Here is a 23601-nt window from a genome sequence, read left to right as displayed (position 1 = left end):
GCTCCGGAAGCGCAGGCAGCGGGACGCTTCAACCACCACGCTCCCCAGCCCCCGACAAGCGCCAGGGCGCTGACAGAGAGCAGCGGAGCGCGCCACATCGCGACCGCTTCAAGTCCGCCCAGCAAGCTCGCGCCAGCGCCGAACGTAGACAGCCCGAGGGGAATGACGCAGCACGACGACGCCACGACCGCGCCGAGACCCGCAACAAGTCCAAAGGCTGCGAACCATTTTGGCGCCGCGGGCGCGGCGGAGGAAGACGAAGCGTCTGGGGCGCCTTTTTGTGCGGCGTGGTTGACGGTCATAGCTTGGCTCGCCCTTTCTCGACGTAGCGGCTATTCTGCAACCCGTAGCAACTACGGGTGCAAGCGAAATATGCAGCCTTTCACCATTGGGCGACTTGCGGCGGCGACGGGCGTCAATCTCGAAACTGTGCGCTACTATGAGCGCATCGAGCTCATGCCGTCGCCGGCGCGGACGGCGAATGGGCGCCGCGCCTATGAGGACGGCCATATCCGACGGCTGGCCTTTATTCGCCGCGCTCGCGAGCTGGGATTCAGCATCGAGCAAATCCGCGCGCTTCTGGCGCTCGCCGAGCCGTCCCGCGCGTCCTGCGCCGAAGTAAGAGAGATTGCGCAAGCGCATCTCGACGAGGTTCGTGCGAAGCTCGCCGACCTCGCCAGACTTGAGAATATTCTGGCCGAGACAGTCTCCCGCTGCTCGGGCGACCCCGCGCCATCATGCCCCGTGCTCGACATGCTGGCCGCATCGAAAGGCGCGCCAATCAACCGATCGGCGAAGATTGACCACCGCATCAATGGTCGATCTGACGCGCTGACGCGCCGCCGTCGATGAATTTCCATACCGGGGATGCCGAGCATTCGCGCCTTATCGGCGAGATTGGCGGAGATGCCTGACCCGGAAAGACGATGACGCCGATTGGCGGCGTCGCCAGCATGTAGTCGTTTCGCTTGAAACCTTGCGATTTTTGGACCCGGAGGAAGAAGTGCGTCGATATCGGCGCGACGTTTGGCGGCGATAAAGCCGGGACTGACGATGCACGGCTTAAGGCATATGCTGGGGACGAGGCTGCGGGAGGTCACGTCAGACCTCGATCTGATCCGCCGCAGTCTTGGTCAGCAGACGCTCAGCATGGGCCAGCATTATTCGGAGACGGCTGACGCTCGCCAAGCGCGGCGGGCGCTAGGCAAGCTCGACTTTACCGGGAACACATAGCAGTCAAAGTTGTCAACATTGGCCGAAAAAAGTGTCGACACGCCTTTGGCGCCCAGCCTTAACTCATTGAATTTAATGGTGCCCAGGGGCGGAATCGAACCACCGACACTGCGATTTTCAGTCGCATGCTCTACCAACTGAGCTACCTGGGCTCGCGCGAACGCGATGTGTCGGGCTTATAGAAAGCGCGCAACGACTTGTCCAGAGCCGCTAGGGTGGCGAGACCGTTCAGAGATGTAACGCGACAGAACAGATGGCCCAGACGGGTTTAGGTGGGGTTGCGCGGGATTGAGTGGTCATACGGCCCGGAAAAGCGGGCGATGGCGCGTTCCGCAGGGATTTAACAGCGGTATGCGCCGCGACAGATCAAATGGCCTAAAATCTCGCGGGGCGCGGCGCCTCGAAAATCGAAAAAGCCCGGAAAAGCGGGAGCTAAAGTTTGGCCTGGCGCGCGAACTCGGAAGTCAGCGCCGATCGAGAGTGCAAGCATCAAGGCAGCTGAAACGTCCAAACATCTAAGGAGAGCGCCCAGTCTGAAATAGTCTAGCGTACTTGTAAACTAGGAACTGGAATGGGGGCTCTTAAGGGCGGTCGTCGGTCGATTTGAATTCCGCTAAGCGCCATAATCGGACCTTGGCCCCTGACATCCCCGTGGAAATGCAACGACTCTTCGCGGACTCGACCTTGGTGAGGCGGTCCGGCCGGATTATCTTGCCGTCTCTCATCACCGACCTAACCATTCAGAGCCTCCATTGACCAGCCTTGCAATCCGTCTTCTCGAACTGGAGGACGACGAACTCGAACAATTCATCGAATTCTGGGCGGAAGGGCTCACGGAACGCGGGTACGACACGGTCGAGCGGATCGGAAAGGCTAATGACAAGGGTCGCGACGTAATCGGCTTCAAGACGACGCAACGGCACGAAGGCGCTTGGGATCTCTACCAATGCAAGCGCAAGACACGCGGCAGCAAGCTGAGCGTCGCGGAGATGCTGCTCGAATTAGGCAAGATGTTCTTCCACCACGACGACGGTGCCTACAGGACCTTGCCCGTCAGGTACTGGTTCGTTGCCCCGCGCGGCATTGTCGGCGATGCGGCTGACCTCATCAATAATCCCTCGACGTTGAAGCAAAAGCTGATCGACGAATGGGACAATCATTGCGCCAAGAAGATCACGGCGCGGAAGACGGTGTCCTTGTCGGACCAGATCCGTTCCGCCATTGACGGCTATGACTTCGGACGGATCGCATGCTTGACGGCAAACGTGATTTCCAAGGCCGAGGCATTCAAACCGGCCATGACTAGGGTTCTCGGCCTTATGCCCGGCGACGCACCGCCCGGTATCGTGCCGCCTGCGGTCCAGCCGGACGAGATGGAATACGTGGACCAACTGCGCCAGGTGTATGGCGAAGCGCGTGGGGTGCCCTTCGCCACGGCCGACGATGTCCTGGCCGATGCTGACCACGGCGACCATCTGCGTGACCAGCGGGTACGGTTCTGCGACGCGACCGCCTTCCTGCGGTTCCATCGTGACAGCGTCGCGCCTGAATATCTCACGGCTTTCAAGGACGAGGTCTACTACGGCGCAATTGACGTCCACCGCGATCGCCACGACAACATGCTCGCTCGCGTTAACGCCGTGATGAAGCATGCCTCGACGATGACGGCCGCGCTGAACGGAAAGCTCGCCCGCGTCACGGTTCGTCAAGGGATGTGTCATCACCTTGCGAACGAAGGAAAAATGAAGTGGGCGCCATGAGCATCGAAACGTTCGGTCACCTTTTTAACTCCCCGCTTGAGACGGGCATCCGTGCCGTTGCGGTCCTGGAGGAGTTACGTCCCAACCAGATCGACCTAGCCGAGATGGTGCTGTTCGACCACTTGGTCGTCCACACCGCCGACCTCGACGGTCCCCCGAGCCTTCATCCAGACCTGCCCGGCCGCCAAGGTGAGTTGCTGGTCCGGCGGAGGCTCGTCGAGGTGAGTCTCGAACTGATGCGGCGGTGCCATCTCGTTGAGCGAGAAAGTACGACGGAGGGGATCTATTACCGTGCCTCGCAGGAAGCGTCGGCCTATCTTGACCTTTTGGAGTCGCCCTATTCAGTCGAGTTGAAGGCCTGCGCCCAGTGGTTGGCCAGTCAAGTGAAGGAGCACACCAAGGAGCGTTTCATAGCCTTCGCGCGCGAGCGGATTGGGCATTGGAACGACGCCTTCAGCACCCTCGGCGGCAACTCGCGGGAAGCCTGAACCGTGCCCAAGGAAACGACGCTGCCCGAGCATTTTTTCATCCGAACCCTTGCATTCTCAGGGCCGAATGTCCCGGTTGCGCGCCTCGACTTCTGCCCGACCGTGAACGTAATCTGGGGTGCTTCGAACGCCGGCAAGTCTTTCATCGTTAAGGCCCTGGATTTCATGACCGGTGCCGGCAGCCCGCTTCCCGACATCGAGGAGATCAACGGCTACGAACGCGGGTGGCTGGGCCTCGATCTTCCGATGAGCGGCTCCGTTACGCTCACGCGCGCGATCAAAGGCGGCGAATTTGGGCTTTACGAGCCGGCCGTCGAGCCGGGCACTAAATCCGAAACGAACCGCGTTCTGTCAGCGGACCACAAGGCATCGGGCAACAGCGTATCGGCTTTCCTGCTGGCCGAATTGGGCATCGCCGACAAGCGCATCGCTCGGACCCTGACAGGAGACAAGAGCACCTTCACCTTCCGCCACTTCGCTCCATACATGCTGACGGAAGAGACAAACATGATGGCGGAGTGGAGTCCCATCCGGATCGCGGATCGCAGCGGCGATACCTTCGACAAGAACGTCCTGAAGTTCCTGCTCACCGGCGTCGATGACGCCGCCGTCGTCGCCACCAAGAGCGTCGATGCGCAGAAGGACGCCAACGCGGGCAAGATCGAGCTCATCGGTGAAATGATCGCCAGCGCCGAACTGGAACTTCAGCGCCGCTTCCTCGACCATGCTGAGCTTGCCGCACGCGACGAGAAGATTTCGAAAACGATCGACGACCTGCAAACGAGGTTGACGGGCCACCAGGACAATCTTGACGCCTTAAGGAAAGAAAGGCGCACCCTCGTCGACTTGATGGCGGACGCCAACGAGCGACGCACCGAAATCGAGATCATGCTCGACCGTTTCGAGACCCTGCGCCGGGTGTACGAGAGCGATGTCGCGAGACTGATGTCGTTGGCTGAAGGAAGCGCCGCGCTGCTGGCAGGCTCCCGCCGGTCATGCCCGCTCTGCGGAGCGGACCCGGAGCATCAGCGTCACGAACACGGTTTCGACGAGATCGAGATGACGCAAGCCTCGGTCGTCGCGGAGATCGACAAGATCCACTTCGCGAGGGCTGAACTCATGAAAGCGACGGCCTCCCTCCGCGCTGAGGCAGAAGGGCTCACAACGCGTGCGGGGCGCTCGGGCGAGCGGCTCAAGGACGTCGACTGTGCCATCGAGAAGGCGAAGCCCTTGGAGGCATCGAGCCGGAAAAGCTACGAAGATCTGGACAAGATCCGCGACCACGTTCGACAGGGTTTGGAACTGTCGGCACGCATTGCCGACATGAAGGCGCGCAAAACCAAGCTCGAAGCTTTCAAGGCGTCGAGACCGAAGCGCGGGAGCGTGCAGACGGGCGTCGGAGGCGTCGTCGGCCACGAACTCGCCATGCATGTCCAGTCCGTTTTGCACGCTTGGAACTTCCCAGGCCTCCAGACTGTGTCCTTCGATGACAAATCCCACGACATCCTCATCAATGGGAAGGGGCGCAAGGGTAACGGCAAGGGCGTGCGGGCTTTGATGAACGCCGCCTTCAAGATCGGCATTCTCTTGTTCTGCAAGGAAAAGGGCCTGCCGCATCCGGGTGTGATCGTTCTGGACAGTCCCCTTCTCAGTTATCGAGACCCCATAAAGTCAAGGCATGGTGCCTTGGCCAACGACGAGAAAGAAGTCGTCCGCACGGGCCTCAACGAACACTTCTACCGCTTCCTCTTGGACAAAGCGTCCATCGCGCAGTTCATTATCATCGAGAACTACGAACCGCCCATAAATCTGGGACCGACATCCCGGGTAGTTGCCTTTGTCGGCCCCGGAGGAGAGGGAGATAGGAAAGGGTTCTTCTGATCTCTCAACGGCACCTCGTTGATCGCGCACAGTATTGGCACCGCCGCCGCACGCACCGTGCGGACAACTACCTTGCTTCGACAGCCTGACAGACAAGCCCGAAAGCCGACGTTCCAAGCGTCCGATATGGGTCACAACCTGAATTCAAACTGACCCACCTCCCCGCGTCCCTTTGGCTTGCCTATGGCGAGATAATAGGCGTCGTCAAACAAGGTTTCAGGATCGAGGAGGCCATTGGGCGTAAGTGCTTCGCGTCATTCTGGATTTGAATGACGGATTTCACGAGCATCCCTGAAAGCCCTGTTTAGGAACGGGCTCGAAGCGAGCACGTGAGGTTGGTTGGTCAGTCGGGCTGTTCCAACAGAGTGACCATTGCGGTCACGCAAAGGCCGTTTGTCGCCAGGCACCAAGCCTTGGTCCAACAAATCCGCAGCGACGGCGATTAGAATGTTGGCGAGCTCCTGGCTGCGCGAGATTGAATCCCCGCCAAGCGCCACAGTGCTACATTCGATTTTGATCTGGAAATTCATGAGGCAAGCCTCCTAATTATTCAGACAACGCAATGCGCTCGGCGACAAGCGCGAGCATCTTCAATTATCTCTCTTCGAAACGCCTTACAATCGATTGTCCCACCAGATCACCCGGCCGAGCACTTTGAAGTCCTGTTTGTGCAGGAATTCCGGGTCATAGGCCGGATTATCGCTCAACGCGATCGTCGCGCCCTTGCGGTCGACGCGCAGGCGCTTCACGCGCAGTGCGCCATCCTGCAGAAAGACATAAATATTATTGTGATCCGAAGCCTTTCTCGGCTTTGGCGATCGTCGATGATCGGAGTCGCTCTCATCGACCAGCAGCAACGCGCCGGGTTCGATTAGCGGCTCCATGCTGTCGCCGAGGGCGCGCATGAAGCGCAGGCTCGCGACCTTTCCACGCGCGGTTTTGGTGAGCTTTTGCGCCATCCAGAGCGGGAATTCCAGCGCTTCAGCGACAGGCAGTGCGTCATTTGTCGCGCCCGCGCCTGCGGCGGGAAGAACGTCAAGTTTCTGAATTTGAATGATTTTTTTTGGAACTTCGTTAAAAAATGAAGCCGGATCACGCCCGACCTCCTCACAAAATTCCAGGAACTGCCCGAGCTTAGGCAAGGTCGGGCCTTTCACCCAGCCATCGATTGTGGTCCGCGGAATGCCTTTCTTTCCGACCTTCGCAGCGCCGCCGATAGCATCGCTAATGCGCTCTCTCAAACGCTTTTTCTGATCCTCTACCGTCATCGCAGCAGCGCTCCACGACGAAATTTCGTCAACGAAAGCGAAACCAGCTTGACTGTTATGCCGAAATCTCGGCATATTCCTGACATGTCTGATTTGAACTTGACGAACTTTCGGCAAGCCAGAGCCACAGGTTGGCATCCGGCGGAGGTCATTTGCGCTGTGAAAATGAAAGGCGAGTCATTGGCCGGTCTTGCCCGCAAGGTCCGTCTTTCGCGCAAGACCTTGAGTTGGGCGCTTACGAAGCCGCACCCGCGCGCCAATCGGACGATCGCCGAATTTCTCGGCGTGCCGCTCAACGAGCTTTGGCCGCAGTGGTTCGACTCAGACGGCAAGCTGATCTCCCGCGAGGCGACCCCTCGCCCGGAAATCAAGCGTATCCCGCGCGGTTCCAGGGCGTCCAGACCTCGCAAGAGGGCGGCTTAAGACATGGTTAACCACCACATCGGGCGGTCTTTCCCCTTGCTCCCGCCCGATTGCGCGGCGGCCGTGTTCCCGGCCTCCCACAGGCTTCTCCGGCCGCCGCGCTTTTTCCTTCCCGATGGAGCTTTGACGATGTCGCATAAGGAGTTGCTTAAGCAGGGTCTACGCCGTCAACTGGCGGATGGAAAAACACTCGCCGACATCATCGTAGAGTTGTCTTTAGGTCTGCTCGTCGATGTCGACGCGGGCGAGCTCAGCACATCCGAAGCTCTGGCGATCTTCAACCTTTACCACAAGGCGCTGCGGGATATCGCGAAGGATGAGGGTCGCGCACTATGACCTCCGCGCAGACCGTCCAAATCGCGCAAATCGACGCATCGGGACGAAAGCGTCCAGTCGATCCGATCCGCGTCGAATTTTACAGATCGATTGCGGACCAGCGGCTCGCCGAAGGCCTATCGCCGCTCGTGCAACCGATCGTCATCCGCTCCGTTGGCGATGGTTATAAGCTCACGACCGGCGGCCATCGGCTTGAGGTGCTCAGGGGCCTGGGAAGAGAGACGTTGGTCATCGGCGTCGACGTCGTCATTCGCGACGAAGACGAGGAGGGCGCTCGCGCTTCCGAGATTTTCGAGAACATCGGCAACGCCGGGCTGACGGCGCTCGATCGCGCGATTTTTATCGCCGAAGCGAAGGATATTTACAACAAAACACGTCTGAAAATCAGGCAGTCAAAACGGAAAGATATTCAAGTTCAATTCGATAAAGAGAGTCCGGAAACCGGACTCTTTCTGTCTGAGAGATTTACGGATCAGGTCGCGAAGAGGGTCAATCTCGGTCGGTCGCAGATTTTCGAAGCCCTCGCGATCGCCAAGGCGCTCAATCCTGAGGTCATCCCGCAGCTGCGCGGGACGATGATCGAAGACAATCAAAATGAGCTGAAACAGCTTGCCGCCCTCGACGCCGGACATCAGCGCAAGGCCGTCGCCGCGATCTTAGACGGCGAGGTCAAGACCGTCGCTCAGGCGCGCGTCGCGATTGGCGTCGACAAGCCCAAAACCGATGATCTGCAAGCGCGCATCTACTCCGACCTACTCGATCGCTGGTCGAAAGCGACAAACAAAACCAAGCGGCAGTTCATGGCCGACGTCGGACTCGTCTACGCCGAGAAGGACGAGAAGGCCTGATCGATGCGCGACTGGCTATCGGCACAAAATCTCGCATCGCTCGCGCTTCCGGGCCTTCCGGCCACGGAGCGCGGCTGGCGTGACTATGCCGAGCGCGAGGGCTGGCTTGCGCAAAAGGACAAGGTGCGGGCGCGCCAGGGTCGCGGCGGTGGGCTCGAATTCCATATCGATCTTCTGCCGCCCGCGACGCTCGCCGCCTATGTCTCGAAACACATCGGCGCGGTCGATCTCAAGGCGGAATGTTTCGCGCCACTCGAAACGTCGGCGGCGCAGGACGCGCAACTTACGCTTCCCGCGGCTGAATCCCGCGATGCCCGTCTCGCACTGCTCACCGCCGCCGATCGGCTCGCGCGCGACGGCAATCTGTCGCGAACAACGGCCGACCGCCTATTCGTCGCACGCTACAACCTCGCCAAGATCGACGTTGAAACATGGGTGCGCCAGGCGTGCCCGAAGATCTCGCCGCGCTCGCTGCGCCGCTGGCGGAGTCTCAAGTCATACCAAGGAATTTCACGGCTCGGCGTCGACAAGGGCGCCGCGCGTAGGGGTAAGGGTGCTCTCGAGTCCGGCGAGCAGGGAAAGGTAAGAGCGTTCCTGCTCGCCGCCATCGCAAAACAGCCGCATCTGACGAGCGATCATCTCAAAGCGCTTTGCGAAGATCGATTTGCGTCGATCAAAGGCGTCTCGCTGCGCTCGTTCCAGCGCCTGCGCGCCAAGATCGAGCGGGAGGACAAGGTTCTCCTCACCAAGGCGACGAATCCAGACGCCTTCAAGAGCAAATACAGGCTCACCGGGTCAAACTCGCATCCCGTGTCGCGGCTCAACGAGCTTTGGCAGATCGACGCGTCGCCGGCCGACGTCATGTGCGTCGACGGTCGCCATTCGGTCTATCTCTGCGTCGACATCTTCTCGCGTCGCCTTATCGTTTACGTCTCGAAGACGCCGCGCGCCGAAGCCGTGGCGCTGCTGATCCGCCGGGCGATCCTCGCCTGGGGCGTTCCCGAGCGCGTTCACACCGACAATGGCTCGGATTTCACCGCCAAGAGCACGCAACGCCTGTTCGCGGCGCTTGGCATAGAAGTCGAGCTGTCGCGGCCCTTCCAGCCTCAGGAAAAAGGCCATGTCGAACGGGCGGTGCGCACCTTTCAGCATGATCTTGCGCCGCTGATCGCAGGCTTTATCGGCCACAACGTCGCAGATCGAAAGGTGATCGAAGAGCGCCGGGCGTTCTCGCAGCGGCTCGGCCTCGACGACGCCGGCGCGATGAAGCCTCAATACGCCGGCGCGGAGCTACAGGCGATCTGTGACGAATGGGCGGCCGGCCGATACGCCAATCGTCCGCACAGCGGCCTGAACGGCGCGACGCCCTTCCAGATCGCCGCCGCGTTCGACGGCGTCGTGCGTCGCATCGACGATCTGCGCGCGCTCGATCTGCTGCTCGCGCCAATCGCCGGCGGCGACGGCACGCGCATCGTCACCAAGAAGGGCGTGCGCATCGATCATTCCTACTATCTCGCGCCGAACGTCATGCCCGAAACGCGCGTTTTCGTGCGCATGGACCCCGAGGATTTGGGACGCGCCTGGCTCTTCTCCGAAGACGGCGCGGAATTTTTGGGCGAAGCGATCTGCCCCGAACTCGCGGGAATTGATCCCAAGGCGGCGGTCATGGAAGCGCGCGCGCAGCAGAAACGTCTGCTCGAAGAAAGCGCCGCGCAGCTGCGGGCCGACATGCGGCAGATCAAGCCGCGCGACATGGTCGACGTGATTGTCCGCAAGGCGGCGAAGGACGCCGGCAAACTCGTCGAGTTTCCCAAGCGCGAAGAGAGCTACACGACAGCGGGGCTTGAGGCGGCCAGCGAGGCGGCAGGAAACGTCCAAGCGTCTCGGCTTCCGAATTCCAATCAATTTGTCGACGCAAAATCGGAAGTCGCCCCCGTTCATCAGCTTCCTGAAACGCGCCAACAGCGATTCCGCCGCGCGCGCGAACTGGAAGCGCGTGTCGAAAACAATGAGCGTCTCTCGAACGAAGAGGCGTTGTGGCTCGGCGGCTACCAGGTCGGCGCCGAATATCACGCGATGAAGGAGATGTTTGAGGAGTTCGGCGAAGCCGCGTTGCGGTGAGTTCCGCCGTTCGCACAGCGGCGGCGGCAAATGCGTTGAGTGCATTCCAAAAAGAAGGGCGCGACCGCTCGCAACGGTCGCGCCCCTCAAGGACAGAAATAATCAGACGAGGACATAATGTCAGACGCCATTCCAAAAATCAAACCCCCGCCGCCGAGGACGAGCTCATCGAATTTCGCGGCGCTTAAAAACGTCTCAGGCTTTCGGGAACTGGTGGCGCGAGTCACCGATCGGGCGCCGAGCCTGCCCAACATCGGCGTGATGCATGGCCGCTCCGGAGACGGCAAGACCTATGCGTCGATTTACGCGCAGAACAAGACGCGCGCCATCCGCGTCGAGGTTGGCGACACCTGGACCCGCAAGACGCTGCTGACGGCGATCCTGCGCGAAGGCGGCGTTGCGCGCCCGCAGGGCTCGATTCCAGAACTTGCCGAACAGGCGATCGCCATGCTCGCCGAAGAGCCCAGGCGACCGCTGTTCATCGATGAAGCCGACAAGGTGGTCGACAAGGGCTACGCGGAACTCATGCGCGAGATCGCGATGAGCAGCAATGTGCCTGTCCTGCTCATTGGCGAAGAGGCGCTGCCGCAGAAGCTCGCAAGTATCGAGCGACTTCACAACCGCGTGCTCGCCTGGTTCGGAGCCGAGCCGTGCGATCTCGAAGACGCGCGCAAGCTTGCCGACCTGCTGCTGCCGGTCGCGATCAGCGACGATCTCCTGGAAGAGATCCGCATTCAAGGCGACGGCCGCGCGCGGCGCATCGCGACTTCACTCGACGGCGTATCGCAATGGGCGCGCAACGCCGGCGCAAAGGAAGTGACGCGCGCGAATTACGCGGGCCCAATCTATACCGGCGAGCCGCCAAAGGCCCGCGCCTCACGGCTCATCGTCGCGCGCAGCGCTAAGAGCGGGAGAGCGGCGTGACCCGCAAGCCCGTCCATATCGAAGTCGCAATGCCTTCCGGGCCCGCGCATTACTGGCGCGAGATGATCGCGCGGCCGAAAGGCTTCACCATCCGGGAAATCGCCCTCTGCGCTGAGGGCGTCGCCTATACGACGGTCAAGCGCTACGTGTGGTTTCTGGAGCGCCAGGGCTATGTCGTGCGCATCGGCGCAAAGCGCGACGGCTACGCGCTCCAGAACCTCTACACCGTCAAGAAGCGTCAGACGAAGGCGCCGATCGAGCGCCCGAATCCGCAACGCGCGCCGCTGACCGCCCGCGAGGCGATGTGGAACGCCATGCGCGCGCTGGAGCAATTCAGCGCAAGGGAGCTGGCCGTCAGCGCTTCGACCGAGGAGCGTCCGGTCTCGCAACGCTCGGCCAATCTCTACATTCAGAGGCTCGTCGCGGTCGGCGCGCTGCAAGTCCTGGAACGGCCGCAAAGGGCGCTCGGCAAGGCCGGAAACACGCCTCTTGGCGCGACTGCCGGCCGCTATCGGCTGGTCAAATCCGCCAACACCGGACCGCTAGCGCCCAAACTCTGCGTCGCCGGCTTCGTCTTCGATCCCAACAGCAATCGCGTCCTCGGCGACGCCGTCGTTTCGGAGCTTCGCGCATGAGCACGTCCGTTAACGTTAATTCTTTACCATCAAAATTAACCGATGCGGTGGGTGCTGGATCGAGATCGACTGATTTCCTCGCCAATGCGCGCGAAGCCTATGGCGACGCCCTTCCGGAGTGGGTCGAGGCGCTCGCGAGCGAAGCGAACCGCACCACAGGCGCCGCCGCCGGCAAGCGCATCGGCTATTCCGGCTCCGTCGTCACCAGCGTCTGCAAGGCGTGTTACGCAGGCGACATTGGCGCCGTCGAAGCCAAGGTGCGCGGCGCGCTCATGGGCGCGACGCTCGAATGCCCCGTGCTCGGCGAAATTGGCCGCGACCGCTGCCTCGACGAACAGAAGAAGCGCCATGTGGGGACGAGCGCCGTTCGCACCGCGCTCTTCCATGCCTGCCGCAGCGGCTGTCAGCACTCGCGCCTCAAAAACGATGGAGGCCACGATGCGTGAGCCTCATCTTTCCGCCGACATCGACGCCGTCGCCGAACTGATACGCCGTTTCCAGCTTGGAGGCCTCCATATGACCCCGCAGAACTGTGGGTTCATCGCCGGCGCCCTCGACAAGCTCGCTTTCGAGGCGCGCACGCTGGAAGCCGAACTCGAGCGCGAGGAGAGTTGGCGTCAGGCCGCCGACGCTCGTGTCGAGGCGCTGACGACTCCCGACCATCTCACCAAAACCCGGCGAGAGATCGCGATCAATGAGGGCCGCCGCGCCGGCGTCGTCGTCGATCTGCGCCCCTACCTCGACCGCGAATGGACGCGCGCGCCAAACGACTCCGTGGCCGATGTTTCGGGCGACGAAAAAGACACCGTGGCCGCTGTTGCGAGCGACGGCGGAAATGGAGACGCGGCATGAGCGCGCAGGTCCAAATCGCCGACATCCTGGACGTCGTCTGCAGTCGTTACGGCGTTCGGCCCGAGGAGATCAAGAGTCCGCGGCGCAAAGCGGAGCTGAAGACGCCGCGGCAGATCGCAATGTATCTTTCGGATAGGCTCGCGCAACGCAACCTGGTGCAGATCGGCGCGGCGCTTCTTCGCGATCGCACGACCGTGCTGCACGGCGTTCGCAAAATCGAGGCGATGCTCGAAGAAGACGCGGCGCTGCGCGCGACGGTCGGAGAGCTGGAGATTGAGGCGCTCGCGATCGCCGGCCTCCGTGCGCAGGGCGTGTTACCGCAGCGCGAGACCGTCGATGCGTTCCTGCTCGCTGAAAAGATCGTTCGCTCCGGCGATCGCTTCGCCATTCAAGTTTCCGTCGAGGAGACGCGCGCGCTGGCCGAGGCGCTTTTGGCGCAGCGCGCGGCGCAGGAAGCGCCTTGCGACGAAGAACAGCCCTGCGAAGGGGATGACGACCGAGAACCAACAAGCGCGCCGACTGCGCCCGCGATGCTCGATGCGCCGATTCCACTGCCGCCGACGCTCACCGAAATCGCTCATGATTTCCTCGCCGCTGAAGCCGCCTATCGGCGACGCCCATCACTCAACGTGAAGGCGGCGCGCGAGCGGGCGATCGCGCCACTGCGCATGCATGCCGACGATTCAGCCGTCGCCGCGCTGCTCAACGCCTATGACGCGCTTGTCAGAGCCGAATATTCGCTCGGCGAGCGTGACGCGCAGGAACGCTTCCAAGCCGCCGTAAGAGCCCTTTCAAGACGCTTCTCAGAACTCGTTAAGGAGCCCGCCAATGTCGAAACCGCCCAAGGCTAAAACGCGCGGCGCCAATGTCCCCGTGCCGCAGTCGCGCGAGGAAGCCGCCAGCTTCATTCACGACATCGGCGTGCGCCAGCGCGAGATCGCGCGCATTGAAGCCGACATGAACGATCGCATCGCCCAGGCGAAGAAGGACGCCGAAGCCGTTGCGACTCCCCTGCGCGAACAGGTCGAGCGCTTCACCGAGGGCTTGCGCAATTGGGCTGAAGCGCATCGTGCGGCGCTAACGGAAAACGGCAAGCGCAAATTTGCCGATCTCGGCACCGGCAAGATCGAATGGCGGCTCGCGCCCCCGCGCGTGTCGATCCGGGGCGTCGACGAGGTCATCGGGCGCATCAAGACGCTCGGCCTTTCGGTTTTTCTGCGCACGAAAGAGGAGATCGATAAGGAGGCGATGCTCCGCGAGCCCGAGAAGGCGCGGCTCATCGCCGGCGTTTCGATCGGCACGGCCGGCGAGAATTTCTCAGTCGAGCCCTTCGAGGCCGAGATCAAGGGAGCGGCTGAATGAACACGCCCGCGAAAGGTTCGCCTATCGAGATCGTGCTCGCAGACAGCGCTGGCGAAGAGGACGTCCTTCGAGGCGTGCTGCTGGGCCGATTCGACGGCGATCATGTCGAAGTGAAATTCGACGATCTGCCCTTCAAAGCCATCGTCGATCGGCGTCTCGTACGCAAGCTGCAGGCGGAAGGAGAGGCGTCATGAAGATCAATCTGCGCAAGACGCAGCTGGCCGCCCGCTATGCGCTATGGCTGGCGCTGTTCTTCTTCATCAGCGTCCCGGCGCTGGTGTTCGACGCGATCGCCGCCGTCGCGCGGCGCATCGCCGATCGGCTTTGCGATGTGGCCGATTTCGCCGTCGTTCGCGGACGGAAACTACGGGAGCAACTGCAATGACAACGGCCGCGCAGACTCGCGCCATCCACGCCCTGCTGCGGCAGATCCCGCACTACACGGACGATGACTATCGCGCGCTGCTGAAGCGCGAGTTCCACGGCGTCTCGTCGTCGTCGCTCCTTTCTCAGGCCCAGGCCGCGAAGCTCATCGAGATCCTGAAGGTCCTCGCCGGTCAGCACCCGGAGGTAAAGCGCGGAAACGCTTCGCGCCGTCCGGCCGAGACGGTCACCGGCCCCTATGGCGCGAAACTGCAGGCGCTGTGGATCTCGGCGTTCAATCTCGGCATCGTCGACAACCGCGACGATCGCGCGCTGATCGCCTTTATCGAGCGGCAAACGAAGATCGCGCATCCGCGCTGGCTCAACGAGCACAAGGATGCGAAGAAGGCGATCGAGGCCTTAAAGGACTGGATCGCGCGCGAGGCGCATGTCGAATGGCCGAGCGAATCCCAGGCGCAAAAGCGCGGGATGGATGTGAGCATCGCCTCGAAGCGGGCGGTGATCGCGGCGCAAGCGGCGCGGCTAGCTGTCGTCGAGGCTTTCAATCTCGACGACTTCGTCAACGGCTACATCATTTCGAACAAGATCTCGGGCTTCAGCATCGGTGCGCTCAGCGATCGCCATCTCGACAGCCTGATCGCACTGCTTGGCGGGCGGCTACGTAAGCGCGCCAAAGCCAAGAAGGAGGCGGCGTGATGGCCCATAGACTGCTCAAAGGCGACGGCGGCTACGACCGCGCCGCAATTGTGCTCAACGTGCCGGCGCGCCGCAAAGGCGCGGTCCCAAAGATCGCGGCATGACCGACGCCCTGCAGCTCGATTTCTTCAAGCGCCCAGCCGCCAAGCGGGCCGCGATGATGAGCTTCGCCGATCGCGGCTGGAACGGGCGCGGCGAGCAGATCGCTCTGTTCAAATGTCCGCAATGCGGAAGTCGCAGCTCCTGGATCACCGTCGCGTCGCACGAAGAGGAGCTGAGAGGCGTTCCCTGTCCGAAATGCAACAAGGAGCGCGCGCGATGACCGCCGAGCAGTCGATCGGCGGCGGCCAATATGCGGTTATCGTCGATGGCGTGAAATTTTGTTGCATCAACGACCGCATCGTCACGGTGATGACGGGAGACGAACGTGACGCCGTCGGATAAGGAGCTGCGCCGTCTCGAACTCTTTCCGACGCCGCCCTGGGCGACGCGCGTGCTGTTTGAATTCGTGCTGCCCATGATCTACGGCGAGCGTGGCCCCATACGTATTGAGAGCTGCCGGGAGCCCGCCGCGGGCCTTGGCCACATGGCCGAGACCATCAAGGAATATTGCGCCCATGTGCTGATGAGCGACGTCGCTGATTATCCGCTCGAAGACGGGTCGCGCATGAGCGAGCACGGACTCGTGGTGGAGGATTTCATTGATGCGCCGGATGAAACGTCGGCGGAGGGATGCGAGTGGTATATCACCAATCCACCCTTTAAAGAGACTGAGGAATTTCTTCGACGCGCTTTGAAACTGGCTTCAAGGGGCGTGGCGCTGTTGCAAAAACAGACCTTTCAGACGGGCGGCGAGCGCTACCGCGAGGTCTATGTCGAAAGTCCGCCCGATCTCGTCGCGCAATTTGCCGAGCGCGTGCCGATGTGCCTTGGCGGTTATGACACGCGCGCCTCCAGTGACATGGACTACGCCTGGTTTATCTGGCTTGCGCCGGGCGAACGGCGTTTGTTCTGCAACTGGCTCAATCAACGTCGCGTCAATGCGCCGACCGGCTGGCTCGATGTGCTGCTCATCCCGCCCGGCCAGCGCGAAGCCTATTTTCGCGAGAGCGATCTCGAACTCGCCGAAAAGCGCCGGCTTCCCGGCTGGATTCCAAATCAGAAAATCAGAAAGCTGCGCCGCCTTATTCATGCCGAGCGTGACGCGCGCATGATGGGAGGGGAGTCGTGAAAGCCGACGACTCTCATCTGCCGCCGCTCCTCGCCGAGATCGCCGAAGTGGCGGGACCTGTGGCGGCGCTGCAGTTGGCGAAAGCCAAGGGCGGAACCGAGTGCTACATACCCGCCCGCGCGCCGGACGATCACTGGCTCGTGCGATGCGTCGGACGCGAGGCGGCCGACAAGCTCTGCGCGCATTTCGTCGCGGCGATCGAAAGCGACTCGGGCAGATCCCGGCATGGCGTGAAGATTCTGCTGCCGCTCGGCGATTCGGGAACGGCCGCCGAAGCGCGCCGCCGCGCCCGCGAAGCGCTCGACAATGGCGCGAGTCTCAGTGAAGCTGCGCGGCGCTCCGGCCTGCATCAGCGCACCGTGCAAAACATCCGCGCGCGGATGAGAGACAAACGACAAGGCTCGCTCTTTTAGCCGCCGAAAAATCACTCTCCAGAAGGTCTTCGGGGCCAATTCGGGACACGCCCGCGCGTAGCGTTTCGTCCCATGAAGGCCTATCTCGAAATCATCGGCGCGCTGCGATGACCGACTGGAAGCGCGTGCTGCGCGCGATCGCGCCCAAGGGCAAGAGCTGGATCATCAACGGCGTCGCCGACGCCATGCCGCAGATGATTCAGATTGCGAAGCTGACCACGCTGCTGCGCCAAGCGCAGTTTTTGGCGCAATGCGCGCACGAGAGCGACGGCTTCCAAACGACAAAGGAATACGCGAGCGGCGCCGCCTATGAAGGGCGCGCCGATATTGGGAATACGCAACGCGGCGACGGCGTTCGCTTCAAAGGCCGAGGAATTATCCAGAACACCGGGCGCGGCAGCGCTAAAAAACCTCTGTCGGGCTACAACCTTGTAAGCGCGGCTCTGGGCGTTGATTTGGTGAGCAAGCCTGAGCTTCTAGAAAAGTTCCCCTATGCCGCATTGGCGGCGGCGGTCTTTTGGACCTCTAAGCGTCTAAACGCCGCCGCCGATCGCGATGATGTCAATGAGGTCACGCGTCTCGTTAACGGCGGTTACAACGGGCTCGCCCAGCGTAAGGCTTATTTGAAGGCCGCGAAGCGCGCGCTTGCCGCGCCGCAGCCGAAGGCCGCGCCCTCCGAAGAACAGGTGACAGCGCAGGATCTCCGCAAGACCGGCTCGCGCACGATGGCCGGAACCGACCAGATCAAGAAAAACCTCGCGACAGGCGTCGGAACCGTCGTGTTGTCCGGTGGGGCCGACTATCTCACGCGGGCGGCGGACGCGACGCAGACCGCATCGAATGCGGCGCAGAACGCCTCTGATATCGCCGCGCATGTCCAAAACATTCACGAGGCGACAAAGTCAGCGCCGACCATGTTTGTGGTCGTGCTTGGCTGGGTGCGCGACCATCCTGGCGTGATGGTCGGCGTCAATATCGCGCTCGCCATCGTCCTCGCCTATTGCGTCTGGCGCATCTTCAACGGCGTCGGTCACGTCGAGCGCGCCAAGGTCGATGACGTCAACGCCGAGCTGGCTGGAGGAGAATAGCGATGTGCGGAGGGATTGATCCCCGGCCGTTGCTGCGCTTCTGGCTCGGCGTCGCCGTCTGTCTCGCGCTCGCCTGGAAACTCTGGAGCATGTGGCGATGATCTGGCTGCTCTCGAAGCTCTTTGAGCGAGTCTCGGAGCATGTCGCGCCGGCGTTCGATTTCGCCAGCGATCATCGCTACGGCGCCATCGCGCTTCTGTTCGCGATCGGCGCGGCCGCGGCGCTGTTTTTGATGCCGGTCTTCAAAAGGGAGGCGGCGGCGCTGCTCGCCGTCGTGGCGCTGGTCCTGGCGATTTTCGACGGCGGCTATTCGCATCGCGCGGCGATCGACCGCAAGGCGTGGGCGCAGGCGGAAGCGACGCGCAAGGCGGCCGTGGACGCAAAGGTCAGCGAATGGGAGACGGCGGCCAAGGACGTCGCCAGAGACGCCACGGCGCGCGTCGAGGAAGACGCAAGAGCGGCGCAGGCGAGCGATCATTTCATATCCAACCTGACTGGAAGGGACGCGGCTCATGAGCCTGATGCGATGTCGACCGATTTTGGCGCTCGGCCTCTGTTTCTCGATCGTGATTACATTGCCATCGTGCGCGCGCTCGACGCCGCCGGAAATCGCGGCGCCGACCCTGCCCGATCCGCCCAAGGACTTCGGAAAGCCGGTTCCCTTGCCAAGTCCGACCGCTGCGCAGCGGTAAAGGTTTTTGCGCTCCTCAATCGCGCCGCCGCCATAAAGGCGAATCGTCGCATCGTCAGCGGCGGACGCTTCTATGAAGACGTGCTCCGCAAATTCAGCGCGGGGAGCCGCCGCCGCGCCGCCCCTGCATTCCACGAAGAATAGGGGCGCGGCGCCGTGAAGGAATTCTTCGTCTCCGGCCAGCCGGACGTCAACGGCGTCCATGCGCTTGTTCGCTTCGCCCTGCTGCTCATCGTCTTCGTGGCGATCGTCTGGAAGCTGAGGAGGCAACGCGATGCGACATAAAACGCGCGACGCGCTCGGCATGGCGCTCGTCGCCGCGATCGGCCTCTCGCCGGTCTGGATCACTTTCTTGGCGTTTCTGTTCTCTGGGAGGTTTTGGTGACGTTCGAATGGGGCACGGCGGGCCAATGGGCGGGAACGGCGGCGGCGATCGTCATCGCAGTCTGGGGAGCGCTGACAAGGCGCGATCAAAAGGCGTTCGACGAATTGAAGCTCAGCGTCAATGAAGCTGTCCGCGATCTGCGCGACGACGACGCGCGGCAGTTTGAACGGATCGACAAGCTCGAATCGGATGTGTCCGCTGTGCAGGTGGAGATCAAGCATTTGCCGACCCGCATCGAGTTCCACGCGGTCGACGTGAAGATCACTGAGATCGGCTCCGTGATCAAGGCGCGTTTCGAGGCGCTGGCCGACAAGATCGACACCGTCATCCAGCAGAACGAACGCGCCCAGGACCGCCTTGCCGAGCGTGAAGACCGCGAGCGGGAGATGCGCCGATGAGCATGGGCGACGTCATTCGAGAACATGCGCGCCTGATTATGCTGCGCGATCTCGCCGAACAGCCGGACGGCCGCTGGAACAGCGAGGCGCTGCGCGAGGATTTGGAGCTGCGCTGGGCGATCAACCGACCGCGCGCCTTCGTCCACGATGAGCTGCGCTACCTGGAAATGGTGGGGGCTGTGACGCTCGCCGAATCCGGCAGTGTGCTGATCGGCTCCATCACCCAGAAGGGCCTCGACCATGTCGAGCGCCGCATCCGCATCGAAGGCGTGAAGCGGCCGAGTCCGGAGGCCTGATATGGCCTCCGCTCGCGGTCGGCTTTCTTCTCTCGATCTCGTTCCCGAAGAGGGACAGGAAGACATCCGCTGGGCCTTCTCGGAGCTGAACAAGCGCGAGCGGTCCCAAAAAGAAATCCTTGACGAACTGAACGGCCGCCTCGTCGACAAGGGGCTCACCGATTACATCATCAGCAAGAGCGCTTTTAATCGCGCGAGCGTTGCCGCTCATCGCGCTAGCCAGCGCCTGCAGATGCAACGCGACATTTTTTCAGGCCTCGCGCCGCATCTGACTCCAGAGAAGATCGACGAAGGCAATATCGCGCTGGCCGAGTTCATCAAGGCGCTCATCGGCGAGATCATCAGCGAGGCCGAGGGCGCTGGACTGTCGGCCGACGAGGCGATGAAGCTCTCGCGCGGGTTCCTCGCCGTCGTCACCGCGCAAAAGCTCTCGCACGACCGCAAGACGAAGGCCGAAAAGGATCTGGCGACGAAGACCGAAAAGGCAGCCGACGCCGTCGCCAAGGTCGCGCGCGAAGCGGGACTCTCGGCCGACCAGGTCGCGAAAATCCGGCGCGACGTGCTGGGCGTGCGCACATGAGCGAAGGAACGGGCATGGCGCCCATTCTCCCTCGCGATCCGGCGAGCCTCCCGGAGGAGCTCCCGCGCGGCGCGGAGATCCCTGAAGATCACGATCCGCTCGCTGCTGGCGTGCTGATGGCGCACCAGCTCGACTGGATCGAAGACGAGAGCGACCTGAAGGCCGCCGAGAAAGGGCGTCGCACCGGCGTCACTTACGCCGAGGCGCTCGATGACACCCTGATCGCCGCGAAAAAGAAAAGCGAAGGCGGCCAGAACGTCTTCTACATCGGCGACACCAAGGACAAGGGCCGCGAATTCATCGGCTATGTGGCGCATTTCGCCAGGATCGTCGCCGGTGAGCTGGCGCGGATCGAAGACTTCATGTTCGAAGACGAGCGCGAGGACGGCTCTTCAAAATTCATTTCGGCCTATCGCATCCGCTTTTCCTCGGGCTGCCGCGTCGAAGCGCTGTCGTCGCGCCCCGAAAACATTCGCGGGCTGCAGGGCGTCGTCGTTATCGATGAGGCTGCCTTTCACAAGGACGTGCGCGCCGTGCTCGACGCGGTGAACGCCCTCCTGATCTGGGGCGGCAAGATTAGGGTCATCAGCACCCATAATGGCGTGCTCAATCCGTTCAACGAGCTGATCCGCGAAGCGAAGGCCGGAAAGACCCCGTTCAAAGTCCATTTTATCCCCTTCAAAAAGGCCGTGGAGAACGGCCTGTTCAGACGGGTCTGCCTCATCACCGGCAAGACCTGGTCGGCCGAAGCGGAAGTCGAATGGGAAGAAAAAATCCGCAGCTCCTATGGACCGCGCACGAGCGCCATGGAGCAGGAACTCGACGCCATTCCGTCGGAGGCGGAAGGCGCGGCGCTCACGCGCGTGCAGATCGAAGCCTGCATGGAGGGCGGGATTCCGATCGTGCGCTGGTCGTTGCCCGACGCCTTCAAGAACTATCCCGAACATGTCCGTAAGGCCGAGTGCAAGGCGTTTTGCGAACGCGAGCTGAAACCGCTCCTCGGCGCCCTCGATCAGCGCCGGCCGCATTATCTCGGCCAGGACTTCGCGCGCAAGGGCGATGCGTCCGACATTCTCGTCGCAGCAACGGACGCCATGCTCACGCGGCGGACGCAGTTCATCGTCGAGATGCGCAATGTCCCCTTCGATCAGCAGCGCGACGTGCTCTACTATGTCGGCGACGGCCTGCCGCGCTTCTCCGGCGCGGCGCTCGACGCCACCGGCAATGGCGCCTATCTCGCCGAAAAGGCCGTGCAGCGCTGGGGTGAGCGCGCGCTCGAAGTGAAATTCACGGTCGAATGGTATCGTGTGAACTCGCCGCCCTATATCGAGGCCTTCGCCGATCGCACGATGGTGTTGCCGCGCCATGAGGACGTGCTGCGCGACCATCAGGCGCTCGCCTATGTCAAGGGGATCATCAAGGTGCCCGACGACATGCGTTACAAGGGCGCGGACGGCTTCGAGCGTCACGGCGACACGGCGATCGCCGGCGTGCTGATGTGGCACGCTTCAACGCTCGGTCCTGTCGAATATGGCTATACGCCGGCGCCGCGGATCGGCAGCGAGCAGCCCGGCGATTGGCTCTTTCCGGAACGCGCGAGCAAAGGACGATCGATATGGTAGAGACCCGCCGCTCGTCCATTCTCGGACCGGATGGCCAGCCCATTATGGTTCCGCTGCTCAAAGGCGAGACGGCCGCGCCCGAGCGCTATGGCGCGCGCGCCCTCATCCATTATTCGGAAGCTTCGGGACTAACGCCGGCGAGGCTCGGCGAGATCATGAAGGGCGCGAATATGGGCCTCGCCAAGCCCTATCTGACGCTCGCGATCGACATGGAGGAGCGCTACCTCCATTACGCCTCGCAGCTGCAGACGCGCCGCCTGGCGCTCGACGGCGTGACGATCTCCGTCTCGGCGCCCAAAGGCGTCAATCCGAAAGCTGTCGATTTCGTCGAGAGCCTGATCGCCGATCCGATGTTCCCCGACATGGTCGCTTCGCTCCAGGATGGCGTCGGCAAGGGCTATTCGGTCGTGGAGCCGATCTGGGAATATGAAGGCAAGACGCTGCGGCCGGTCGTCTATCAGCATCGCGACCCGCGCTATTTCCGCTACGACGAGGTGGGCTTGCGCGATCTCTGCCTCCTCGACGACTCAGGACTGCCCGGCCCCAGGATCGAGGCGCCCTATTTCATCAAGCATGAACCCTATCTGCGCGCCGGATCGCCGGTGCGGCGTGGCGTCGCGCGCTCGGCCGCCTGGGCTTTCGTCATGCAGACCTTCGCCCTGCAGGATTGGGCGGCCTTCTGCGAGATCTACGGCATTCCCTTCCGCATCGGCAAATTTCATTCGAGCGCGACCAACGAGGACAAGGCGACGCTGCTGCGCGCCGTTCGCGCCATCGCCAATGACGCCGCCGCCATCATTCCGCAGGGCATGGAGATCGACTTTCAGGAGACCAACGGCAATCGCGGCGAGGCCGTCTTCGGCAATTTCATCAGCTATCTCGACGGGAAAGTCTCTCTGATCATTCTCGGTCAGACGATGACCGCCGAAGTCTCCAAGAGCGGCGGCTCGCTCGCGCAGGCGAAGGTGCAGGAGAATGTCCGCATGGACATCGTGCGCTTCGACGCGCGGCAGAACTCGGCGACGGTGAATCGCGATCTGATCCGCCCGGCCGTCGCGATGAATTTCGGCCCGCAGGATATTTATCCGACGGTCCAGATGGAACTCGCCGAGAACGAGGACCTCGCAGCGCTTGGCGCGTTTCTAGGGCAAGCCGTGCCGCTTGGCCTCAAAGTGAGCCAGAGCTATGTGCGCAAGCGCGCCTCCATTCCCGAGCCGGACGAGGACGAGGAGCTGCTTGGCGCGCCTGCCGCGCAAGCTAACGCGAGCCAGCAGGAAGCGGAGAAGCGGCAATCGGCAGTCGGTGATCGGCAGTCGGAAAAGGGCGCCAAAAAGAAGGACGCTACAGGCAAGAAGGTCGCGGCCGAGCAGCTCGCGGCGCTTGGGACGCGCTGCCCGAGCTGCGGCGACGTTCACGGCGCGCGTTTTGCGGCCGACCGCCCCGAGGATGTGACGGCCCTCGACGACACTGACGCGCTCGTCGATGCGGCGCTTTCCGACTGGCGCGAGATCCGCGATCCGTTGCTCGCCGGTCTGCTTTCGGCAGCGGGACAGGCGACGACATTCGAGGAGGCCCTCGCCAATATCGAAAAGGCGGGAATCGATTCCGCCCCGCTGCAGGAAGCGCTGGCGCGCGCAACCGCCAAGTCGCGTGGCCTTGGCGACGTGAGGGATTGATGTTCGCGCC

Annotated in this window: 30 protein-coding genes, 1 tRNA gene and 1 pseudogene; 29 read left to right on the top strand and 3 right to left on the bottom strand. The window is 62.3% G+C overall.

Going from position 1 to position 23601, the window contains the following annotated elements; genetic code table 11:
• Nucleotides 1-372: 372 nt before the first annotated feature.
• A pseudogene (locus tag IYW40_RS15540) lies at nt 373-759 on the top strand (helix-turn-helix domain-containing protein); the annotation flags it as partial.
• A 550-nt stretch (nt 760-1309) separates the two neighbouring features.
• On the opposite strand, the gene IYW40_RS15535 reads toward IYW40_RS15540, so the two are convergent.
• Nucleotides 1310-1385, bottom strand: a tRNA-Phe gene (locus IYW40_RS15535).
• A 600-nt stretch (nt 1386-1985) separates the two neighbouring features.
• Here IYW40_RS15535 and IYW40_RS15530 point away from each other — a divergent pair.
• From IYW40_RS15530 to IYW40_RS15520, 3 genes are read left to right on the top strand one after another with little or no spacing between them, the layout of a single operon-like run.
• Nucleotides 1986-2993, top strand: coding sequence for an ABC-three component system protein (locus IYW40_RS15530; protein WP_196401217.1), 1008 nt, complete (start codon nt 1986-1988; stop codon nt 2991-2993).
• A complete protein-coding gene (locus IYW40_RS15525) occupies nt 2990-3481 on the top strand; it encodes an ABC-three component system middle component 2 (RefSeq protein ID WP_196401216.1) in 492 nt (163 codons plus the stop codon). Before IYW40_RS15530 ends, IYW40_RS15525 begins: the two co-directional genes overlap by 4 nt.
• 3 nt (nt 3482-3484) lie before the next feature.
• Nucleotides 3485-5362: a hypothetical protein gene (locus IYW40_RS15520; RefSeq protein WP_196401215.1), complete on the top strand. Its 1878-nt coding sequence runs from the start codon at nt 3485-3487 to the stop codon at nt 5360-5362.
• Nucleotides 5363-5616: 254 nt separating this feature from the next.
• Here the strand turns inward: IYW40_RS15520 and IYW40_RS15515 are convergent, their stop codons facing one another.
• Nucleotides 5617-5892, bottom strand: coding sequence for a hypothetical protein (locus IYW40_RS15515; protein WP_196401214.1), 276 nt, complete (start codon nt 5890-5892; stop codon nt 5617-5619).
• A gap of 84 nt (nt 5893-5976) precedes the next feature.
• Nucleotides 5977-6630 (bottom strand): S24 family peptidase, encoded by a 654-nt coding sequence (locus IYW40_RS15510; RefSeq protein ID WP_196401213.1) that lies wholly within the window; start codon nt 6628-6630, stop codon nt 5977-5979.
• A gap of 57 nt (nt 6631-6687) precedes the next feature.
• Here IYW40_RS15510 and IYW40_RS15505 point away from each other — a divergent pair, with 57 nt between their 5' ends.
• From IYW40_RS15505 to IYW40_RS15395, 25 genes are all read left to right on the top strand, one after another.
• Complete coding sequence (locus tag IYW40_RS15505) at nt 6688-7053, top strand: helix-turn-helix domain-containing protein (RefSeq protein WP_348644298.1); 366 nt, start codon at nt 6688-6690, stop codon at nt 7051-7053.
• A gap of 129 nt (nt 7054-7182) precedes the next feature.
• Nucleotides 7183-7389: a hypothetical protein gene (locus IYW40_RS15500; RefSeq protein ID WP_196401211.1), complete on the top strand. Its 207-nt coding sequence runs from the start codon at nt 7183-7185 to the stop codon at nt 7387-7389.
• Nucleotides 7386-8237 carry a ParB N-terminal domain-containing protein gene (locus IYW40_RS15495; RefSeq protein WP_196401210.1) on the top strand — a complete coding sequence of 284 codons (852 nt, stop codon included), beginning with the start codon at nt 7386-7388 and terminating at the stop codon, nt 8235-8237. The genes IYW40_RS15500 and IYW40_RS15495 overlap by 4 nt, the downstream gene beginning before the upstream one ends.
• A 3-nt stretch (nt 8238-8240) precedes the next feature.
• Complete coding sequence (locus tag IYW40_RS15490; protein ID WP_196401209.1) at nt 8241-10358, top strand: DDE-type integrase/transposase/recombinase; 2118 nt, start codon at nt 8241-8243, stop codon at nt 10356-10358.
• 117 nt (nt 10359-10475) lie between these two features.
• A complete protein-coding gene (locus tag IYW40_RS15485; protein WP_196401208.1) occupies nt 10476-11282 on the top strand; it encodes an ATP-binding protein in 807 nt (268 codons plus the stop codon).
• Nucleotides 11279-11917, top strand: coding sequence for a hypothetical protein (locus IYW40_RS15480; RefSeq protein WP_196401207.1), 639 nt, complete (start codon nt 11279-11281; stop codon nt 11915-11917). Before IYW40_RS15485 ends, IYW40_RS15480 begins: the two co-directional genes overlap by 4 nt.
• The gene (locus tag IYW40_RS15475) at nt 11914-12363 is read left to right on the top strand and encodes a transcriptional regulator (protein ID WP_210327316.1); all 450 of its coding nucleotides are present in this window, start codon (nt 11914-11916) and stop codon (nt 12361-12363) included. Before IYW40_RS15480 ends, IYW40_RS15475 begins: the two co-directional genes overlap by 4 nt.
• Nucleotides 12356-12769 (top strand): hypothetical protein, encoded by a 414-nt coding sequence (locus IYW40_RS15470; protein WP_196401206.1) that lies wholly within the window; start codon nt 12356-12358, stop codon nt 12767-12769. Before IYW40_RS15475 ends, IYW40_RS15470 begins: the two co-directional genes overlap by 8 nt.
• A complete protein-coding gene (locus IYW40_RS15465; protein ID WP_196401205.1) occupies nt 12766-13620 on the top strand; it encodes a helix-turn-helix domain-containing protein in 855 nt (284 codons plus the stop codon). The genes IYW40_RS15470 and IYW40_RS15465 overlap by 4 nt, the downstream gene beginning before the upstream one ends.
• The gene (locus IYW40_RS15460; RefSeq protein ID WP_154451596.1) at nt 13598-14131 is read left to right on the top strand and encodes a host-nuclease inhibitor Gam family protein; all 534 of its coding nucleotides are present in this window, start codon (nt 13598-13600) and stop codon (nt 14129-14131) included. Before IYW40_RS15465 ends, IYW40_RS15460 begins: the two co-directional genes overlap by 23 nt.
• Complete coding sequence (locus IYW40_RS15455) at nt 14128-14325, top strand: hypothetical protein (protein ID WP_196401204.1); 198 nt, start codon at nt 14128-14130, stop codon at nt 14323-14325. The genes IYW40_RS15460 and IYW40_RS15455 overlap by 4 nt, the downstream gene beginning before the upstream one ends.
• Nucleotides 14322-14516 carry a hypothetical protein gene (locus tag IYW40_RS15450; RefSeq protein WP_196401203.1) on the top strand — a complete coding sequence of 65 codons (195 nt, stop codon included), beginning with the start codon at nt 14322-14324 and terminating at the stop codon, nt 14514-14516. The genes IYW40_RS15455 and IYW40_RS15450 overlap by 4 nt, the downstream gene beginning before the upstream one ends.
• Complete coding sequence (locus IYW40_RS15445) at nt 14513-15211, top strand: regulatory protein GemA (protein ID WP_196401202.1); 699 nt, start codon at nt 14513-14515, stop codon at nt 15209-15211. The genes IYW40_RS15450 and IYW40_RS15445 overlap by 4 nt, the downstream gene beginning before the upstream one ends.
• Nucleotides 15212-15311: 100 nt before the next feature.
• On the top strand, nt 15312-15533 hold the full coding sequence (locus IYW40_RS15440) for a hypothetical protein (RefSeq protein WP_196401201.1): 222 nt from the start codon (nt 15312-15314) through the stop codon (nt 15531-15533).
• Nucleotides 15530-15655 carry a hypothetical protein gene (locus IYW40_RS22155; RefSeq protein ID WP_281432888.1) on the top strand — a complete coding sequence of 42 codons (126 nt, stop codon included), beginning with the start codon at nt 15530-15532 and terminating at the stop codon, nt 15653-15655. The genes IYW40_RS15440 and IYW40_RS22155 overlap by 4 nt, the downstream gene beginning before the upstream one ends.
• Complete coding sequence (locus tag IYW40_RS15435) at nt 15639-16442, top strand: hypothetical protein (RefSeq protein ID WP_196401200.1); 804 nt, start codon at nt 15639-15641, stop codon at nt 16440-16442. Before IYW40_RS22155 ends, IYW40_RS15435 begins: the two co-directional genes overlap by 17 nt.
• The gene (locus IYW40_RS15430; protein ID WP_196401199.1) at nt 16439-16855 is read left to right on the top strand and encodes a hypothetical protein; all 417 of its coding nucleotides are present in this window, start codon (nt 16439-16441) and stop codon (nt 16853-16855) included. The genes IYW40_RS15435 and IYW40_RS15430 overlap by 4 nt, the downstream gene beginning before the upstream one ends.
• A gap of 107 nt (nt 16856-16962) precedes the next feature.
• Nucleotides 16963-17943 carry a hypothetical protein gene (locus IYW40_RS15425; RefSeq protein WP_196401198.1) on the top strand — a complete coding sequence of 327 codons (981 nt, stop codon included), beginning with the start codon at nt 16963-16965 and terminating at the stop codon, nt 17941-17943.
• A gap of 97 nt (nt 17944-18040) precedes the next feature.
• A complete protein-coding gene (locus IYW40_RS15420; RefSeq protein WP_196401197.1) occupies nt 18041-18778 on the top strand; it encodes a hypothetical protein in 738 nt (245 codons plus the stop codon).
• A gap of 12 nt (nt 18779-18790) precedes the next feature.
• Nucleotides 18791-18919, top strand: a complete 129-nt coding sequence (locus IYW40_RS22150) for a hypothetical protein (RefSeq protein WP_281432887.1) — start codon at nt 18791-18793, stop codon at nt 18917-18919.
• Nucleotides 18920-19015: 96 nt separating this feature from the next.
• Nucleotides 19016-19417, top strand: coding sequence for a hypothetical protein (locus IYW40_RS15415; protein WP_124739737.1), 402 nt, complete (start codon nt 19016-19018; stop codon nt 19415-19417).
• A 2-nt stretch (nt 19418-19419) separates the two neighbouring features.
• Nucleotides 19420-19713 (top strand): hypothetical protein, encoded by a 294-nt coding sequence (locus IYW40_RS15410; RefSeq protein ID WP_246720835.1) that lies wholly within the window; start codon nt 19420-19422, stop codon nt 19711-19713.
• 1 nt (nt 19714) lies between these two features.
• Nucleotides 19715-20293: a phage protein Gp27 family protein gene (locus tag IYW40_RS15405; RefSeq protein WP_196393210.1), complete on the top strand. Its 579-nt coding sequence runs from the start codon at nt 19715-19717 to the stop codon at nt 20291-20293.
• Nucleotides 20290-21915 (top strand): hypothetical protein, encoded by a 1626-nt coding sequence (locus IYW40_RS15400; RefSeq protein WP_196401195.1) that lies wholly within the window; start codon nt 20290-20292, stop codon nt 21913-21915. Before IYW40_RS15405 ends, IYW40_RS15400 begins: the two co-directional genes overlap by 4 nt.
• Nucleotides 21909-23591: a DUF935 family protein gene (locus IYW40_RS15395; protein ID WP_196401194.1), complete on the top strand. Its 1683-nt coding sequence runs from the start codon at nt 21909-21911 to the stop codon at nt 23589-23591. The genes IYW40_RS15400 and IYW40_RS15395 overlap by 7 nt, the downstream gene beginning before the upstream one ends.
• Nucleotides 23592-23601 lie beyond the last annotated feature (10 nt).

It is taken from the genome of Methylocystis sp. H4A, assembly GCF_015709545.1.
GTDB lineage: Bacteria > Pseudomonadota > Alphaproteobacteria > Rhizobiales > Beijerinckiaceae > Methylocystis > Methylocystis silviterrae.
This window is presented reverse-complemented; position numbering and strand designations above follow the sequence as displayed.

What these genes read in the sequence shown, in the direction of transcription:
- IYW40_RS15525 (WP_196401216.1), top strand. Translation starts at nt 2,990, where the DNA reads ATGAGCATCGAAACGTTCGGTCACCTTTTTAACTCCCCGCTTGAGACG.
- IYW40_RS15515 (WP_196401214.1), bottom strand. Translation starts at nt 5,892, where the DNA reads ATGAATTTCCAGATCAAAATCGAATGTAGCACTGTGGCGCTTGGCGGG.
- IYW40_RS15510 (WP_196401213.1), bottom strand. Translation starts at nt 6,630, where the DNA reads ATGACGGTAGAGGATCAGAAAAAGCGTTTGAGAGAGCGCATTAGCGAT.
- IYW40_RS15505 (WP_348644298.1), top strand. Translation starts at nt 6,688, where the DNA reads ATGCCGAAATCTCGGCATATTCCTGACATGTCTGATTTGAACTTGACG.
- IYW40_RS15500 (WP_196401211.1), top strand. Translation starts at nt 7,183, where the DNA reads ATGTCGCATAAGGAGTTGCTTAAGCAGGGTCTACGCCGTCAACTGGCG.
- IYW40_RS15495 (WP_196401210.1), top strand. Translation starts at nt 7,386, where the DNA reads ATGACCTCCGCGCAGACCGTCCAAATCGCGCAAATCGACGCATCGGGA.
- IYW40_RS15490 (WP_196401209.1), top strand. Translation starts at nt 8,241, where the DNA reads ATGCGCGACTGGCTATCGGCACAAAATCTCGCATCGCTCGCGCTTCCG.
- IYW40_RS15485 (WP_196401208.1), top strand. Translation starts at nt 10,476, where the DNA reads ATGTCAGACGCCATTCCAAAAATCAAACCCCCGCCGCCGAGGACGAGC.
- IYW40_RS15475 (WP_210327316.1), top strand. Translation starts at nt 11,914, where the DNA reads ATGAGCACGTCCGTTAACGTTAATTCTTTACCATCAAAATTAACCGAT.
- IYW40_RS15470 (WP_196401206.1), top strand. Translation starts at nt 12,356, where the DNA reads ATGCGTGAGCCTCATCTTTCCGCCGACATCGACGCCGTCGCCGAACTG.
- IYW40_RS15465 (WP_196401205.1), top strand. Translation starts at nt 12,766, where the DNA reads ATGAGCGCGCAGGTCCAAATCGCCGACATCCTGGACGTCGTCTGCAGT.
- IYW40_RS15460 (WP_154451596.1), top strand. Translation starts at nt 13,598, where the DNA reads ATGTCGAAACCGCCCAAGGCTAAAACGCGCGGCGCCAATGTCCCCGTG.
- IYW40_RS15455 (WP_196401204.1), top strand. Translation starts at nt 14,128, where the DNA reads ATGAACACGCCCGCGAAAGGTTCGCCTATCGAGATCGTGCTCGCAGAC.
- IYW40_RS15450 (WP_196401203.1), top strand. Translation starts at nt 14,322, where the DNA reads ATGAAGATCAATCTGCGCAAGACGCAGCTGGCCGCCCGCTATGCGCTA.
- IYW40_RS15445 (WP_196401202.1), top strand. Translation starts at nt 14,513, where the DNA reads ATGACAACGGCCGCGCAGACTCGCGCCATCCACGCCCTGCTGCGGCAG.
- IYW40_RS15440 (WP_196401201.1), top strand. Translation starts at nt 15,312, where the DNA reads ATGACCGACGCCCTGCAGCTCGATTTCTTCAAGCGCCCAGCCGCCAAG.
- IYW40_RS22155 (WP_281432888.1), top strand. Translation starts at nt 15,530, where the DNA reads ATGACCGCCGAGCAGTCGATCGGCGGCGGCCAATATGCGGTTATCGTC.
- IYW40_RS15425 (WP_196401198.1), top strand. Translation starts at nt 16,963, where the DNA reads ATGACCGACTGGAAGCGCGTGCTGCGCGCGATCGCGCCCAAGGGCAAG.
- IYW40_RS15420 (WP_196401197.1), top strand. Translation starts at nt 18,041, where the DNA reads ATGATCTGGCTGCTCTCGAAGCTCTTTGAGCGAGTCTCGGAGCATGTC.
- IYW40_RS15410 (WP_246720835.1), top strand. Translation starts at nt 19,420, where the DNA reads ATGGGCGACGTCATTCGAGAACATGCGCGCCTGATTATGCTGCGCGAT.
- IYW40_RS15405 (WP_196393210.1), top strand. Translation starts at nt 19,715, where the DNA reads ATGGCCTCCGCTCGCGGTCGGCTTTCTTCTCTCGATCTCGTTCCCGAA.
- IYW40_RS15400 (WP_196401195.1), top strand. Translation starts at nt 20,290, where the DNA reads ATGAGCGAAGGAACGGGCATGGCGCCCATTCTCCCTCGCGATCCGGCG.
- IYW40_RS15395 (WP_196401194.1), top strand. Translation starts at nt 21,909, where the DNA reads ATGGTAGAGACCCGCCGCTCGTCCATTCTCGGACCGGATGGCCAGCCC.